Origin of the sequence: Sciscionella marina DSM 45152, assembly GCF_000379465.1 — a bacterium.
Classification (GTDB): Bacteria; Actinomycetota; Actinomycetes; order Mycobacteriales; family Pseudonocardiaceae; genus Sciscionella; species Sciscionella marina.
Window position 1 is genome coordinate 850,971 of record NZ_KB905380.1, and the last position, 14,333, is coordinate 865,303.

At 67.9% G+C, this 14,333-nt stretch carries 18 protein-coding genes; 8 read left to right on the forward strand and 10 right to left on the reverse strand.

What is annotated here, in order from left to right; all coding sequences use genetic code 11:
• Positions 1–5: 5 nt before the first annotated feature.
• Positions 6–296, reverse strand: a complete 291-nt coding sequence (locus tag A37U_RS0104110) for a transporter suffix domain-containing protein (RefSeq protein ID WP_020495343.1) — start codon at positions 294–296, stop codon at positions 6–8.
• A 99-nt stretch (positions 297–395) separates the two neighbouring features.
• Positions 396–1,238, reverse strand: coding sequence for a sigma-70 family RNA polymerase sigma factor (locus tag A37U_RS0104115; RefSeq protein ID WP_020495344.1), 843 nt, complete (start codon positions 1,236–1,238; stop codon positions 396–398).
• Positions 1,239–1,375: 137 nt separating this feature from the next.
• On the opposite strand from A37U_RS0104115, the gene A37U_RS0104120 reads away from it, so the two are divergent.
• Positions 1,376–1,831 carry a carboxymuconolactone decarboxylase family protein gene (locus A37U_RS0104120; protein ID WP_020495345.1) on the forward strand — a complete coding sequence of 152 codons (456 nt, stop codon included), beginning with the start codon at positions 1,376–1,378 and terminating at the stop codon, positions 1,829–1,831.
• A gap of 114 nt (positions 1,832–1,945) precedes the next feature.
• Complete coding sequence (locus tag A37U_RS48070; RefSeq protein ID WP_020495346.1) at positions 1,946–2,482, forward strand: GNAT family N-acetyltransferase; 537 nt, start codon at positions 1,946–1,948, stop codon at positions 2,480–2,482.
• Here the strand turns inward: A37U_RS48070 and A37U_RS0104130 are convergent.
• Together A37U_RS0104130 and A37U_RS51275 are read right to left on the reverse strand one after the other, a co-directional pair.
• Entirely contained in the window at positions 2,466–2,837 is a 372-nt protein-coding gene (locus tag A37U_RS0104130) for a hypothetical protein (protein WP_157182603.1), read from the reverse strand. The two genes, A37U_RS48070 and A37U_RS0104130, sit on opposite strands and share 17 nt — an antisense overlap.
• Before the next feature lie 132 nt (positions 2,838–2,969).
• Positions 2,970–3,131, reverse strand: a complete 162-nt coding sequence (locus A37U_RS51275) for a hypothetical protein (protein WP_020495348.1) — start codon at positions 3,129–3,131, stop codon at positions 2,970–2,972.
• Positions 3,132–3,333: 202 nt separating this feature from the next.
• On the opposite strand from A37U_RS51275, the gene A37U_RS0104140 reads away from it, so the two are divergent.
• The gene (locus A37U_RS0104140) at positions 3,334–4,242 is read left to right on the forward strand and encodes an oxidoreductase (protein WP_020495349.1); all 909 of its coding nucleotides are present in this window, start codon (positions 3,334–3,336) and stop codon (positions 4,240–4,242) included.
• A 100-nt stretch (positions 4,243–4,342) separates the two neighbouring features.
• Positions 4,343–5,722 carry an MFS transporter gene (locus A37U_RS0104145; RefSeq protein WP_020495350.1) on the forward strand — a complete coding sequence of 460 codons (1,380 nt, stop codon included), beginning with the start codon at positions 4,343–4,345 and terminating at the stop codon, positions 5,720–5,722.
• On the opposite strand, the gene A37U_RS0104150 is transcribed toward A37U_RS0104145, so the two are convergent.
• Positions 5,719–6,174, reverse strand: a complete 456-nt coding sequence (locus tag A37U_RS0104150) for a winged helix-turn-helix transcriptional regulator (RefSeq protein ID WP_020495351.1) — start codon at positions 6,172–6,174, stop codon at positions 5,719–5,721. The two genes, A37U_RS0104145 and A37U_RS0104150, sit on opposite strands and share 4 nt — an antisense overlap.
• 89 nt (positions 6,175–6,263) lie before the next feature.
• Between A37U_RS0104150 and A37U_RS0104155 the strand changes: the two genes are divergently transcribed.
• The 4 genes from A37U_RS0104155 (at position 6,264) to A37U_RS51280 (ending at position 8,201) form a co-directional block, all read left to right on the forward strand.
• On the forward strand, positions 6,264–6,917 hold the full coding sequence (locus A37U_RS0104155) for a DUF899 domain-containing protein (protein ID WP_020495352.1): 654 nt from the start codon (positions 6,264–6,266) through the stop codon (positions 6,915–6,917).
• A gap of 19 nt (positions 6,918–6,936) precedes the next feature.
• Positions 6,937–7,407: a VOC family protein gene (locus A37U_RS0104160; protein WP_020495353.1), complete on the forward strand. Its 471-nt coding sequence runs from the start codon at positions 6,937–6,939 to the stop codon at positions 7,405–7,407.
• A gap of 9 nt (positions 7,408–7,416) precedes the next feature.
• Complete coding sequence (locus tag A37U_RS0104165) at positions 7,417–7,845, forward strand: PPOX class F420-dependent oxidoreductase (protein WP_020495354.1); 429 nt, start codon at positions 7,417–7,419, stop codon at positions 7,843–7,845.
• Positions 7,846–8,012: 167 nt separating this feature from the next.
• Positions 8,013–8,201: a hypothetical protein gene (locus A37U_RS51280; protein ID WP_020495355.1), complete on the forward strand. Its 189-nt coding sequence runs from the start codon at positions 8,013–8,015 to the stop codon at positions 8,199–8,201.
• A gap of 156 nt (positions 8,202–8,357) precedes the next feature.
• Here A37U_RS51280 and A37U_RS0104180 read toward each other — a convergent pair whose 3' ends face one another.
• The 5 genes from A37U_RS0104180 to A37U_RS0104200 all read right to left on the reverse strand — a co-directional run bounded on the left by A37U_RS0104180 (position 8,358) and on the right by A37U_RS0104200 (position 14,279).
• Entirely contained in the window at positions 8,358–9,926 is a 1,569-nt protein-coding gene (locus A37U_RS0104180; RefSeq protein WP_020495357.1) for a long-chain-fatty-acid--CoA ligase, read from the reverse strand.
• Between the two features lie 4 nt (positions 9,927–9,930).
• Entirely contained in the window at positions 9,931–10,695 is a 765-nt protein-coding gene (locus A37U_RS0104185; RefSeq protein WP_020495358.1) for a trans-aconitate 2-methyltransferase, read from the reverse strand.
• 92 nt (positions 10,696–10,787) lie between these two features.
• On the reverse strand, positions 10,788–11,309 hold the full coding sequence (locus tag A37U_RS0104190; RefSeq protein ID WP_020495359.1) for a hypothetical protein: 522 nt from the start codon (positions 11,307–11,309) through the stop codon (positions 10,788–10,790).
• Positions 11,306–13,198, reverse strand: coding sequence for a DNA primase (gene dnaG, locus A37U_RS0104195; protein ID WP_020495360.1), 1,893 nt, complete (start codon positions 13,196–13,198; stop codon positions 11,306–11,308). Before dnaG ends, A37U_RS0104190 begins: the two co-directional genes overlap by 4 nt.
• Positions 13,199–13,202: 4 nt before the next feature.
• Positions 13,203–14,279 carry a serpin family protein gene (locus tag A37U_RS0104200; RefSeq protein WP_020495361.1) on the reverse strand — a complete coding sequence of 359 codons (1,077 nt, stop codon included), beginning with the start codon at positions 14,277–14,279 and terminating at the stop codon, positions 13,203–13,205.
• Between the last annotated feature and the right edge of the window lie 54 nt (positions 14,280–14,333).

The window sequence follows — 14,333 nt, forward strand, 5'->3', positions numbered from 1 at the left end:
ACGCATCATTTCGCGACCGGCGCCCGCCCGTCCACCCGGTCACGCTTGCGCCTCTTGAGTCCGAAGCGGGCCTTGAGTGCCTGGACGGCTTCTTTTCCGACACCGGCGACGCCAAGGACGGTGCACGTCTCGGCGGCGACGACCACCCCGCCGATGATGGCGGCCTTGCCGACGGCATCCAGCGGCAGGAAGAGCACGACGAGGACACCCAGGTAGATCAGCGCACAGCAGACGAGGAGAGCAACGCCGATCTTGAACCTGATCGGCTTCTTCCGTGGAGTCACGTTCACTGTCATAAAAATAGTTTAGTCGCCTAAAGCATGTGGGTCAATCGCGCCGCCGGACCGGCCGCGCGGGCGGCACCATCGAGATCGAGGAATCGGACGCCGTCTCGATCAGGTGATCCAGGACGGAACCAGCTGAGCCAGTTGCTGTGGGTCGGACAGGATTCGGATCGTGGTGATGCGGCCGTTGTCGACGGTGAACGCCATCAACCGCGACGGGCGGCCGTCGGTGACGAGGAGGATGCCAGGGGCACCGTTGATCAGTGCCGGGTGGCCGGTCGCGGTTGACCGCGCACCGAAGGAGGCTCGCGTGGCGATCGTGCGCGCTCCCCGGATGACCTGGGTGTCGGTGTGCAGTTCGACCTCGGGGGCGAGCAAGGTGAGCAGGCTGGCGATATCGCCCTTGCTGGCGGCGGTGAGGAACGCGTCGACAATGCTGCGGTCCGCGGACCGGGTGCTGGGTGCACTGAGCCGGATTCGTCCTCTGGCCCGGCTGGCCAGCATCTTGGTCGCGGCTGTGCTGCGGGCGAGGATCGCCGCGATCGTGTCGAACGGCAGCTCGAACACGTCGTGCAACACGAACGCGATCCGCTCGGCCGGAGTGAGGGCGTCCATGACGACGTGCAGGGCCAGACCGACCGAGTCGGCGAGAACGGCTTCTGTCTCGGGATCGGGGTTGTCGTCGCTGACTGCTGTCGACATCTTCAGCTCCAACGGCTGCTCACCGTGAGTGCTACGTCGGCGCAGGAAGTCAAGACAGATCCGTCCGATCACCGTGGTCAACCAGCCGCGCAGCTCATGGATGTCCTGCTCGCCGGTGCGCGCAAGACGTAGCCACGCTTCCTGCACCGCGTCATCGGCGTCGGCATGTGAGCCGAGTACTCGGGACGCTATCGAGTGCAGGTAGCAGCGGTGGGTCTCGAAGGTAGCGGCCAGGCTGTCCTGGTCAGTCATGGCACTCCCCTGGGGCGCACGGCGGTTGTCTTCATCAGGACGTGGCGGACGCCGAACAGGTAACGCGCGAATCGGCGTTACCTTCGACCGGTTTGGTGCGTCGTGGTGTGCGTCGACATCGATTTCAGGAGGACAGCATGGCAGTACGTATCCACGACCCGGCCAGCCAGCCCGACGTTTTCAACCATGTTCAGGAGATCATAAAAGCGGCGTACCGGGGTGACGTGCCTCGGCAGACACTGGAACTGGTCCAGCTGCGGACCAGTCAGATCAATGGGTGCAGTGCCTGTACCGATGCGGAGGCCGAGCTCGCCATCAAAGGCGGCCACAACATCGAGAAGCTGCTCACGCTACCAGCCTGGTACGAGGACCCGCGCTTCGACGCGGCGGAACGGGCCGCTCTCGCGCTCGCCGAGGCCATGACCCGGCTCGCTGACCGGCCTGGCGCTGTCACCGACGAGATCTGGGCCGAGGCAGCCGAACACTACACCGAGCAACAGTTGGGTTGTCTGATTCTGATGGTGTCACTCACCAACTTCTTCAATCGAGTCAACACTACCTTCCGAGTACCCGCTGGGACACGCTGGAATTGAGCGATAATGGTGACCGCCCATGATTCGGGCGGTCACCATTGTGCTGTCGCTGTGTCGACCGCATCCCAGATCCTCGCCCGATAGGATCGCGTCTTCCGGCGAAAGGGGCACACGGTGAGTGAAGCGGTCGGGCCGGTCCTGCGGACTCCGAGGTTGGTTCTCGAGCCGATCAGCGCGGGCGACAGCGAGGAGCTGTTCGAGACCGTTGTCGGCCAGGAGGGTGTGATGCGGTGGCTGGCCACTCGCCAGGCAGGCACCCGGGCGGATGCGGAAACCATGTGCCACAACGTTATCGCCCACTGGTCGGACTACGGCTACGGTCAGTTCTCCGTGCGCGAGGCCGCGGCCCGGGAGTTCCAGGGCCGGGTCGGGCTGCGGCATCGCCCCGAACACGGCACGGATCTCGGTTCCGCGCTCTCGCCGCATTGTCACGGCCGCGGAATAGCCCGGGAAGCGGGCACCGCATACCTGGACTGGGCGTTCGATCGGCTCGGTCTGCGGGTGACTTTCGGTTTCGTCCTGTCCGGCAGTGCGGCCTGGATCGCGCTGCTGCGCCGTCTCGGCGGCACAGAAGCCGGGACCGTCGTGTCGAGCGGTCACCACTGCCTGCGGTTCCGGTTCAGTAGACGAGGGTTCAGTAGACGAGAATGACCATCAACAGTGCGATGAGTATCCCGGAAACACCACACAGCGCGCCCGCGCCGCACATTCTGCGGTCATCGGATTTCTCGACACCGATCGCGCCGAGCACCGCGGCGGCGACACCGAAAAGAAAACCGACGATGCCGACATAGGGCAGCAGACCGAAAACAATCGAGAGCGCACCGAATACCAGCGCGAGAACGGCGAGAACGTTCGATTTCCCGGGTTCCCCGAGCGCGCGTTCGAGGGCCACCCGGCGACGGCGTTCGGCGGCGAGTTCCCGCTCGACGCTGCGCAGGCGGGCCGCACACTCCCAGCGCTGACACTGCGCGTACTCCGCGTGCGCCGACTTTCGCGGGCTCAACCGCCGTGCATCACTCGTGTTCGAACCCGCCATCATCACTCGGTATCGGTCAAGCATGCCCGGCCGTTTCGCGCCACGACGAAGTTGGGCCGAATGGCCTAATCGCACTACGGCGGCGAGTCAGCGAACGGATCAACCGGTCACGATGCGCAGAATCGCTTTACCGTCCTGGATCGCCGACATCTGCACCGTGACCGCACCGGGTTCGGCCGCGAGTTTCTGGTGCCACAGCTCCGGCCAGTTTGCCCGGCGCGGGGTCACGCACCGGATCTTCACCGGCGCGGAGACCTGCACCTCGCAGCTTCGGGTGGCGCAGGCTTTGTAGTTCGTTACCGTCCTCTGCCGTGAGCGGCACGCTGGGCGGACCAGGACCGGCTGACGGCTACTGGTCACGCTCAGGGCCGCGGAGCTGCGCGGTGCGTGTCCCCGCCCGAACAACCGCTCGTCACCAGCGCGGCGATCATCGCGGTCTCGACCGTTCGGTAGCCTGCGGGATATGAGCTGGAGCGAGCGTGAGGTCGGCGACCAGTCGGGGCGGACATTCGTGGTGACCGGGGCGAATTCGGGCCTCGGCCTGCGGGTGGCCCAGGTACTCGGTGAACACGGTGCCCGGGTGCTTCTCGCCTGTCGCTCGGAATCCCGGGGCGCACAAGCAGTGCGGCGGGTTCCCGGCGGGGAGCTGGTGCGCCTGGATGTCGCGGAGCTGTCCTCGGTGCACTCGGCGGCCGGGGAGATCCGGGACCGGGTCGGCGATCGTCTCGACGGTCTGGTCAACAATGCGGGAATCACCTGGCCACCGTTGCGGCGCACCACCGAGGGATTCGAGTCGACCTTCGCCACCAACCATTTGGGACACGCGGCGCTGACCTGGTTGCTCATGCCCGCGCTGCGCGGCGCCGAGGCGGCCCGGGTGGTGCACGTCAGCAGCATTTCAGCGAGCGGCGGCGGCCTCGACCTGGAGGATCCGAACTACCAGCGCCGCCCCTATCGGGCCTATACCGCGTACATGCAGTCGAAACAGGCCAATCTGTTGTTCGCGCTGGAACTCGACCGGCGGCTGCGCGCGGCCGGGGAATCCGTGCGCAGCGTCGCCGCGCATCCGGGCATGACGCGGACCGAACTGTTCCCGAACGCAACCCGCAGCGGTGGTCCGCGCGCGACCGCCCTGCTGCGGGCGCTGAATCCGCTGATCGCGCAGTCGGTCGAGGGTGGGGCGCTGCCACTGTTGCGTGCCGCGACCGCTGGGGACGGCGGCGAGTACTACGGGCCCTCCGGTCCGCTGGAAATCCGTGGCGGCACCGGACGAGCGCGCATTCCACGCAGCGCTGCGCACCCGGAAACCGCCCGACGGCTCTGGAATCTCACGGCCGAACTCACCGGCGTCGAACCGGATCCGGCCGGATGACCGCATTTCGTACCGAATCTCTCGAATGAGATTTGTCTCGGCGCGACGATGATTCCTCTGGTTACGGTGGGGCCCGCCGTGCCGGTGAAAGGAATGCGCCATGACGAGCGGACGACGGTGGCTCATTCTCGCGATCTGCTGCATGAGCCTGTTCATCGTCACGCTGGACAACACGATCGTGAATATGGCGCTGCCCGCGATCCGGCGGGAATTCGGTTCCTCGCTTTCGGAATTGCAGTGGACGATCGACGCCTACACGATCGTGCTGGCGAGCCTGCTGATCCTGTCCGGTTCGGTGGCGGACCGGATCGGGCGCAGGCGCACCTTCCAGGCCGGTCTGCTCCTGTTCAGCCTCGGCTCGCTGCTGTGCGGACTGGCACCGGGCACCGGCCCGTTGATCGTATTCCGTGCGCTGCAGGCGATCGGCGGCTCGATGCTGAATCCGGTGGCACTCTCGATCATCACCAACACCTTCCCCGAACCGCGTGAACGGGCGAACGCGGTCGGGGTGTGGGGCGGGGTGATCGGGCTGAGCATGGCGCTGGGTCCGGTGCTCGGCGGAATGCTCGTGGACCTGGTGAGCTGGCGTGCGGTGTTCTGGATCAATGTTCCGGTCGCCGTGCTCGCGATCCTGCTCGTGGCCGCGTTCGTGCCCGAGTCGAGGGCACCGCGCGCCAGTCGGCTCGATCCGCTCGGCCAGACCGCGATGACGATCCTGTTGCTGGCACTGGTTTCCGGGATCATCGAGGGCCCACACTTCGGTTGGGACAGCGCACCGATCCTCGGGTGTTTCACGGTCGCCCTGGCCACCGGCGTGTTCTTCGTCCGTCACGAATGGCGCAGGGACGAGCCGCTGCTCGACCCACGCCTGTTCGCTTCCCGGCCGTTTTCCGGGGCGATCGTGATCGCGCTCGCCGCGTTCGCCGTGCTGTCCGGATTCCTGTTCCTCAACATCCTGTATCTGCAATCGGTGCGCGGCTTCTCCGCGCTGTACGCCGGAATACTCACCCTCCCGATGGCGGTCGCCAACGGCGTTTTCGCACTGGTCTCCGGCTGGTTCACCGGCCGGATCGGTGCCCGCGTACCGCTGGTGATCGCCGGGGCGGCCATGGTCGCGGCCACGCTCCTGCTCACCGGCCTCACCGCGAGCACGAGCACCGGGTACCTGGTTACCGCATACCTGTTGCTCGGCATCGGGCTCGGCATGGTGAACTCGCCGATCGTCTACACCGCCCTGTCCGGAATGCCACCCGCGCAGGCGGGGACGGCGGCCGCGATCGCGGCGACCGGCAGGCAGATCGGTACCGCACTCGGCGTTGCGGTGCTCGGCTCGATCCTCACCTCGGCCAGCACCGGGCCCGCGCAGGCGGGTTTCCTGACCGCGGACCGGATCTCCTGGTGGATCATGACCGGCGCGGGCGCGCTCATCCTCGTACTCGGTCTCCGGACCGCGGGCCCTCGCCGGAGCGCGCCGCGTTAGACCGCCTGGCCCGGGCCGGGCACGAGATCCAGGTCCGTGGCGTGCATCGGCTCACCGCACACCGAGCAGTGCGGTTCGACATGGCTGATCTCCCCGCAGGCGTGGTGCCGGTACAGCACCGGCGGCCCCGCCTCACCCGCGGTCCAGCGGTCTCCCCAGCGCACCATCACCAGCAGCAGATCGCACAGTTCGGTGCCCTTGGCGGTGAGCACGTACTCGTGCCGCGGCGGGCGATCGGAGTACTCACGCCGTTCCAGCACACCGTTGCCGACCAATCTTTTCAGCCGCTCGGCCAGCACTTTGCGGGAGATCCCGAGGTCCTGCTGGATCTGTTCGAACCGGGTCATCCCCACGTAGACGTCGCGCAGGATGAGCGGGGACCACGGCTCACCGATCACATCGAGGGTCCGGGCGATCGAGCACGCCATGGTGCCGAACTGGGTGCGCTGCATGCCCGAAATACTAGAACACAAGGGTTCCCTCAGGGAACGGAGTGCGCTATCGTTCGTTTCCTGGGGAACCTGTCCGGAGGGAGTAAGCCATGAATCGTCCATCCGTCGTCTCCACACAGGAATGGCAAACCGCGCGCGATGCCTTGCTGATCAAGGAGAAAGAGCTCACCCACGCCTTGGATGCGCTGGCCGCGGAGCGCAGGCGGTTGCCGATGGTCCGGCTGCGCACGGATTACCCGTTCACCGCTCCGGACGGCCGCACGCTCGCCCTCGGTGACCTGTTCGACGGCCGCCGTCAGCTGGTGATCTACCACTTCATGCTGGGGCCGGGACAGGATTCGGTGTGCAGCGGGTGTTCCTCCTTCACCGACAACCTCGCCGATCAGTCGCACCTCAACGCCCGGGACACCACGCTGATCCTGATGTCGCCCGCACCGCAGGCCGATATCGAGGTGCTGCGCCGCCGGTTCGGCTGGACCGTGCCGTGGTATTCCGCCCATGGCAACGATTTCTATGCCGATCTCGGTCTCGGCGAGATGTTCGGGATCAGTGTGCTGCTCCGCGAAGGCGAAGAGGTGTTCCGTACCTACTACACCACCGCGCGCGGGGTCGACCGGCTCCGGATGGACTTCAACCTGCTGGACCTGACCCCGTACGGCAGGCAGGAGCAGTGGGAGGACTCGCCGGAAGGCTGGCCCCAGGACCCGACGATGTCCTGGATCCGTTCCCGCGACGAGTACTAGACCGGCGGATACCGGTCCCATGACCGAGAACGCAGCGGTGATCAGCGGAATCCACCACCTGAAGATCCCGGTTTCCGATCTGGCGGTCAGCAGGGCGTGGTACGAGAAAGTCTTCGGTTACCGGGTGCAGATCGAGTTCCCCGACACCGACGGCACGGTGCGCGGCGTGGCGGGCGAGATCGGCGGAATCACCGTGGCACTGCGGGAGAATCCGGCCGCCGCACAAGGTGCGAGCGGTTTCGACCCGGTCTGTTTCGCGATTCCCGATCGGGCAGCCGCGCAGGCCTGGTCCGCCCGGCTGGAGCGGCTCGGGGTGGAGCACACCCCGCCCGGGGAGGGCACCCGCGGCTGGGTGGTGCAGGTCCTCGATCCGGACGGCATCGCGATCCGGCTCTACAGCACGGCCACGGACGACGCTACGGATCGCAGCGGCACGCCCGGTTATCCCCGTCCCGCCGAACAGTCCCACCGGAACCCGGATGATCGCTAGGATCACGGCATGACGGAATCCGCGGCACTGCCGGGCGAACTGCGGGATCTGCTGGCGACCGGTCCGCTCGTGCATCTGAGTACGGTGAACGCCGACGGCAGCCCGCAGGTGACGGTGATCTGGATCGGCCTCGACGGCGAAGAACTGGTCAGCGGGCACATGACCCGGCACCGGAAAGTGCGCAATATGGAACGGGATCCGCGCGTCGTGCTGTCGTTCACCGCGCCGCGCACCCCCGGCGTCTTCCTGAACGAGTACGCGAGCCTGCGGGCGAGGGCGCGGGTCGAACCCAGTGACCGCGCCTGGAATCTGCTTGACGATCTGGCGAAGATCTATATGGGCCCGGATACGGAATTCCCCGCGCCCCAGGGTCCCGGCTACATCGTGCGCTATTCGGTGGAACGGATCGGCGGGGTCGGCCCGTGGGTCGCGCACTGAGGTGAAGTCCCTGCTGTCACCACGATTGCGAGCCCGCCGGACCGTGCCGGGGCCGATCGCGGCGCGGAGGTGTTTCCCCTGGGAGCTGCGGGTCGAGTTCGGCGCACATGTCTTCGACCGCTGGGACCCTCTGGCGGGCCGCGACCAGCAGCGGGCCGTGGACCTGAATGCCGCGCTCGCCGACTCCCGGGGTGCGCGCGGTCTTCGCGACCAGGGGAGGAAAGGATGCGTACCGAGTCACCGACCTGCTCGAAACCGGTGCGCTGCAAGACGATCGAGAACACCGCAGGCGGCCCCTGCTCGGCGGGATCCGGACGCGGTACGGACCGGGCTCGGTGAGGTGGACCGGGCACTGACCCGGTTGTCCACCGCGCCGAGGTACGCGGGCTGCGCGGGGTGGTGCTCGGCGGAATCCCGGCCAGGTACCGTTTCCACCCGCCGACCATCCCGCTCGACGCCGAGGCGGTACTGGACGCCCGGGCCCGAACGCTGACGGTGGCCACGGCCGTGTGCTAGGAGCGGAGCTGGAATTTCTGCACTTTGCCGGTGGATGTCTTGGGCAGCGCGGTGACGATGTCCACTTCCTTGGGAGCCTTGTACCGGGCGATCGTGTCCTTCACATGTTCGATGATCTCGTCCCCGGTCGCCGTCTGCCCCTCGGCGAGCACCACGAACGCTTTCGGGGACTCGCCCCATGTGGTGTCCGGCACCCCGACCACGGCGGCCTCGAGCACCGCGGGGTGGGCCACGATCGCCTGCTCGACCTCGATGGTGGAGATGTTCTCTCCGCCGGAGATGACGATGTCCTTGGCGCGGTCGCGCAGCTCGACATAGCCGTCCGGGTGCACGACGCCGAGGTCCCCGGAGTGGAACCACCCGCCCGCGAAGGCTTTCGCGGTGCCTTCGGGATCCCGGTAGTAGCCGGACATGACGTTGTTCCCGCGCATCACGATCTCCCCCATCGTGGCGCCGTCCGCGGGCACGTCTTCCCTGTCCTCGTCGACCACCCGCATCCGATCGGCCTGCAGCATCCCTACTCCCTGCCGCGCGAGCTCGCGGGCGCGCACCTGCGGTTCGAGCTCGTCCCAGGCCCGCTGGTATTCGTTCACCGAGTAGGGACCGTAGGTCTCGGTGAGCCCATAGACGTGCACGATCCGCAGCCCCATCCGTTCGGCTTGCCCGATCGTGGTCGGCGCGGGCGGGGCACCCGCGGTGGTCACGACGAGCGAATAGTCGAGCGGACGGGCACTCTTGGCGTTGAGCACCGTGGTGACCACGGTCGGTGCGCCGTTGAGGTGGGTGACCCGGTGCCGCTCGATCAGCTCCCAGATGACCTCGCCCCGCACCTCGCGCAGGCACACGTGGGTTCCACCGATCCCGGTCACCGCCCAGGGCGTGCACCAGCCGTTGCAGTGGAACATCGGCAGCGTCCACAGGTAGACGCTTTCCGGGGTGTGGGTAGAATGCACGATCTCGCCGAACGAATTCAGATAGGCACCGCGATGCGTGTACTGCACGCCTTTCGGTTTCCCGGTCGTCCCCGAGGTGTAGTTGATCGCGATCGTCGTGTTCTCATCGTCCACGGTCCACTCGAACGGCCGCTCCGATCCGCGTTCCCGCAACCGCTCGTACGGTACCGGGGATCCCTGTGCGGGAGCCGCCGGATCGGTGACCGTGACGATTTCCGTGACGGTGCGCAATTCCTCGGCGATCGGCGCGATACCACCGTACAGCGCGGAATCCACGACCAGTATTTTCGCACCGGAATGATCGAGTATGTAACGGATCTCCTCGGCGGCGAGCCGGGTATTGATGGCTACGAGGACGGCACCGGCCAACGGCACCGCGAAATGCGCGATGAGCATTTCCGGGATATTCGGCAGCAGATAGGCGACCCGGTCGCCCGCACCGATTCCGGAGGCCCGCAAGGCATTCGCGATCCGGGTGGCCTCCCCGGCGAATTCACGATAGTTCAGCGAGCGGTCACCGTAGACGATGGCTTGCTTTCCCGGGAAAACGTCGGCGCTGCGGCGCAGGAAACGCAGCGGCGTGAGCTGTGTCGTCCAGACGCGGTCATCCATTCGCCTACCCTACACGGGCGACGGCGAAAATGCGCCGGAACGCGAACAGGGTGCTGCCATCACGCAGCGCGGGGTAGGCGGCCCGCAACCGGGGTGCCAGCTGGGCGCGGAACTCGGCGGACTCCTGCTCATCGAGTGCTTCGACGATCGGGCGCAGTGCGGTGCCGCGCACCCAGTCGAGCACCGGATCCGCACCGCGCAGCCGCTGCTGGTAGGTCGTCTCCCACACATCGACCTCGCAGCCCGCCTCGAGCAGCAACTCGGCATAGCGCGCGGGCTCGGCCACCGTGTCCACACCGCGCAGGCCGAGGCCGGAAAGCCTGGTGCGCCAGGGTTGTTCGGCGGCGAGCTCACGGATCGCCCGGTGCGATGGCGCGTCGAAGTTGCCCGGAACCTGGAAGGCGATCCAGGCCGAGGAGTCCAGCGCGCGCACCCACCGCTCGAGCAGGTCCTCGTGCCCCGGAACCCATTGCAGCACCGCATTGCACACCAGCACATCGGTGCCCGGTTCGGGAGCCCAGTCGCGCACATCCGCCACCTGCGCGTCCACCCCCCGTTCCACGGCGGCGGCCACCATCTCGGCGGAGGAGTCGAACCCGGTGATCCGTGCGTCCGGCCAGCGGCGCGGCAGGTCCGCGGTCAGATTCCCCGGCCCACAGCCGATATCGACCACACCGCGCGGATTCGTCGCGGGCACCCGGGCGAGCAGATCATAAAACGGACGGCCCCGGTGATCATCGAACGCGAGGTAGACCTCGGGATCCCACATGACTCCTCCTCGGCAGTACGCTTGTACTGTATCAGTACAAGCGTACTGTATCAGGGTGTACGGTGATCCGCGAGTGCCCGATCGGCGGCCGGTCAGCTGCGCAGCCGTCGCGCGATCCCTGCGGTGAGCGAGCGGACCTGCGCGCGGTCGGCGCCGGGATCGGGACGCACCTGCAGCAGGATTCCGTCCACCCCCGGTTCACGCCGCTGCACGAACCAGACCCCTCCCCCGTCGACCTCGCGGCGCTGCCGCTCGGCGATCGAGCGTTCCACACGCTGCCGGACGGTCTGCGGTACCCGGCCCGGCGGTTCCAGGGAAAACCGTTGCGGGGCAAGGTCTACGACGATCTCGATGCCCTCGACGACCTCTTCGGCCCGCGCCTCGATCACCTCGAGCCGCGGGTCCTCCCAGCTCGCCTTGGCGATCCGGTGCCAGCCGATCCGCCGGTCCCCCTCGGCCTCGGGCAGCCACAGCCCGTGCGAGGTGACGAGCACACAGCGCGGCCCGGAACCGGCACTGGCCAGCACGTGTTCGCTCGCCTCGAGGCTCCCGCCGAAGGAATCGGGAACCCGCGTCCCGTTGATCCGCGCGGCGATCCGCCGGGCGAGGTTCACAGGACTACCCCGCTGGCCTGTTCGGAAAGCGATTTGTGCCATTGCTCGAGCGCGACGAGGTCACCGAACAGCTGCCGGTAGGAGTCCTGGTCCTCGAGCGGAGACATCCGCTGCAGCTTCGATTTGATCTCCCGGATCTGGCTGCCCACGAGCCGTTTCTGCAGCGCGGTGAGGATGCTCTGCACGTACCGGGAATCCGGCTCGTCCATGGTGTGCAAGGGTTCCACGGCGAGCTCGGTGAGCAGTGAACGCACCGTCTGATGTGGACAGTTGGCGGCGACGGCCTCGTTCAGCGCGGCACCGGAGAGCCCACTCGCCGCCCCGCCCGCGGCGAGAATGCCCTCGTGCAGTTCGACGTAGCCCTCGTGGGTGAACGCATCCACGGGCAGCGAATCGTAGTAAGGGCCGGCCATTTCCGGATACTGCACCGCGAGCTTGAGCGCCTCGCGCTGGTTGGCCAGCACCCGGTCGGCGGGATCGGGCCGGGCAGGTCCCTGCTGGGCGGCGGCCTCGGTCTCCTCGCGGGGCTCGCTCGGTTTGCGGGTACCCTGCCTGCCGCCGCGCGCGGTCTCGCGCACCCGCTTGACCACGAAGGCCTCGTCCGGCCAGCCGGACCACCAGGCGAGCTTGGCCGCATAGCCGTCCCGGATCGCGGTGTCCTTGATCCGGGCGACCAGCGGCACCGTGCGCTTGAGCGCGGCAACCTGGCCGTCCACCGAGTCGAGATCGTGCTCGGCGAGGATGGCGCGCACGGCGAACTCGAACAGCGGGGTGCGCCGCGCGACCAGGTCCCGCACCGCGACATCGCCTTTGTCCTGGCGCAGCTCGCACGGATCCATGCCGTCCGGGGCGACCGCGAGATAGGTCTGGCTGGCGAACCGCTGGTCCCCGTCGAATGCCTTGAGGGCCGCCTTCTGCCCGGCCGCGTCCCCGTCGAAGGTGAAGATCACCTCGCCGCGGAACGCGTCGTCGTCCATGAGCAGCCTGCGCAGCACGGACATGTGTTCCTCGCCGAAGGCGGTCCCGCAGGAGGCGACCGCGGTGGTGACTCCGGCCAGGTGCATGGCCATCACATCGGTGTAGCCCTCCACGATCACGGCCTGGTGGCGCTTGGCGATCTCCCGCTTGGCCTGGTCGATCCCGAACAACACCTGGGATTTGCGGTAGATCGGGCTTTCCGAGGTGTTGAGGTACTTCGCCTGGATCGGATCGTCCTCGTAGAGCCGGCGCGCACCGAACCCGACCACATCGCCGCCGAGATCCTTCAGCGGCCACAGCAGCCTGCGGTGGAACCGGTCGATCGGGCCCCGGCGCCCTTCCTTGGCCAGCTGCGCCTGGTAGAGCTCCTCGATGGTGAATCCCCTGCCGAGCAGGTGTTTGGTCAGGGTGTCCCAGCCGCCGGGCGCGTAGCCACAGCCGAAGGTGCGGGCGGCCTGCTCGTCGAAACCGCGCTCGGCGAGGTACTGGCGGGCGGTCACCGCCTCGGCGGAGGCGAGCTGCTCGGTGTAGAACTCGGCGGCCGCGCGGTGCGCCGCGATCAGCCTGCTCCTCGTCCCCCGCTCGCGCTGCACGCTCGTGCCGCCGCCGGTGTAGGTGATCTGGTACCCGACCCGGTCAGCGAGCCGCTGCACCGCCTCCACGAAACCCAGGTGCTCGATCTTCTGGATGAACGCGATGACGTCGCCGCCCTCACCGCAGCCGAAGCAGTGGAACAGGCCGCGCGCCGGGCGGACGTTGAACGAGGGGCTCTTCTCGTCGTGAAAGGGGCAGAGTCCCTTCACCGATCCGCCACCCGCGTTGCGCAGCGCGACGTAATCTCCGATGACGTCCTCGATGCGGCTGAGCTCGCGGACCTGTGCGATATCGCCTTCCTTGATCAGACCCGCCATACCGCTAGGGTACCGGGCTGGCGACCCTCGCCAGGAAGTACACCACCCCCGTGCGCCGGTCCCGCACCAGGAACAGGAAGGGCCGGTCGACGTGGAACGGAATCGGGCGGCCCGTGCCGACCATGGCGAGCCGGACCAGTACCGCGGTGGCCGCGGCACCCTCGAATCCGTGCTCATCCACCCGGAGCAGGGATTCGTGCAGTACCTCGGAGACCAGGACACGGGCCCGGGTCATCGGGGTGAAATCGGCATCGGGCCCGAACATCTCCCGCACCCCGAGCGCGGCGAGCGCGCCGGAGAGCGAGGTCTGCGCGCGCACCTCGAACCGGGGCAGCCGCAGCTCCACCTCCCGCGGTGCCGCGTCCTCGAGGAGCGCGGCGAGCGCGGCCGGGGTGAGCCCCGCCTCGGCTTCGGCGAGCGGGCGGTCCGGGAGCAGTACCGCGGCCTCCACCTCGGACCCGGCGGGAAGTACCGCGATCCGCCAGCCACCGGACTCGGCGTAGCGCATCCGGTGGGTCAGCGCCATCGTGGGCACCTTCCCCGCCCCGCTGAACGGCCGGTCGCGGGTGGCCGATTCGGTGAACGGGTTGTCCCAGGACGCCTTGAGGTACAGGGCGTTCACGATCGCGGCGATGGTGTCCGCGTCGACCGCGCCGTCCGGGATGAGCTCGGGGATCAGGCCGCGGGTCGTCTCGGCGACATCCGCGTTGATCAGCTCCCGAGCCCGGCCGGGTGCGGTGCGGAACGGGGCGTGGCAGGCGGCGCTGTCCGGCCAGCCGGCGAGCCGGGAGAGGAACGCGGCGGAGAGCTCCACCCGGTCCTCGGTCCACACCGTGTTGGCCAGCGCCAGCTCGGCCGATTCGGCACGAGCGGCCACCCGCAACCGTTCGCGCAGCACATCGAGGTCACCGAGTAGGGCGAGCAGCTGCGCCCGGGTCTCGCCCGCGGTGGCCTCCGCGGTCATGCCGAGGGCCGAGGCGATGGACAGCGGCGAGCAGCAGGCCGGTCGGGTGGGATCGGGTGCGATCGCGCGGTGCAGGGTGAGCGCGAGCTCCAGCTGGGCGTGCTCGGTCGTGGTCATGGGACCTCCTCGCTGGCGCTCGCCGGTCCCGTGACCGGCGGTGCTGTGTCCGAT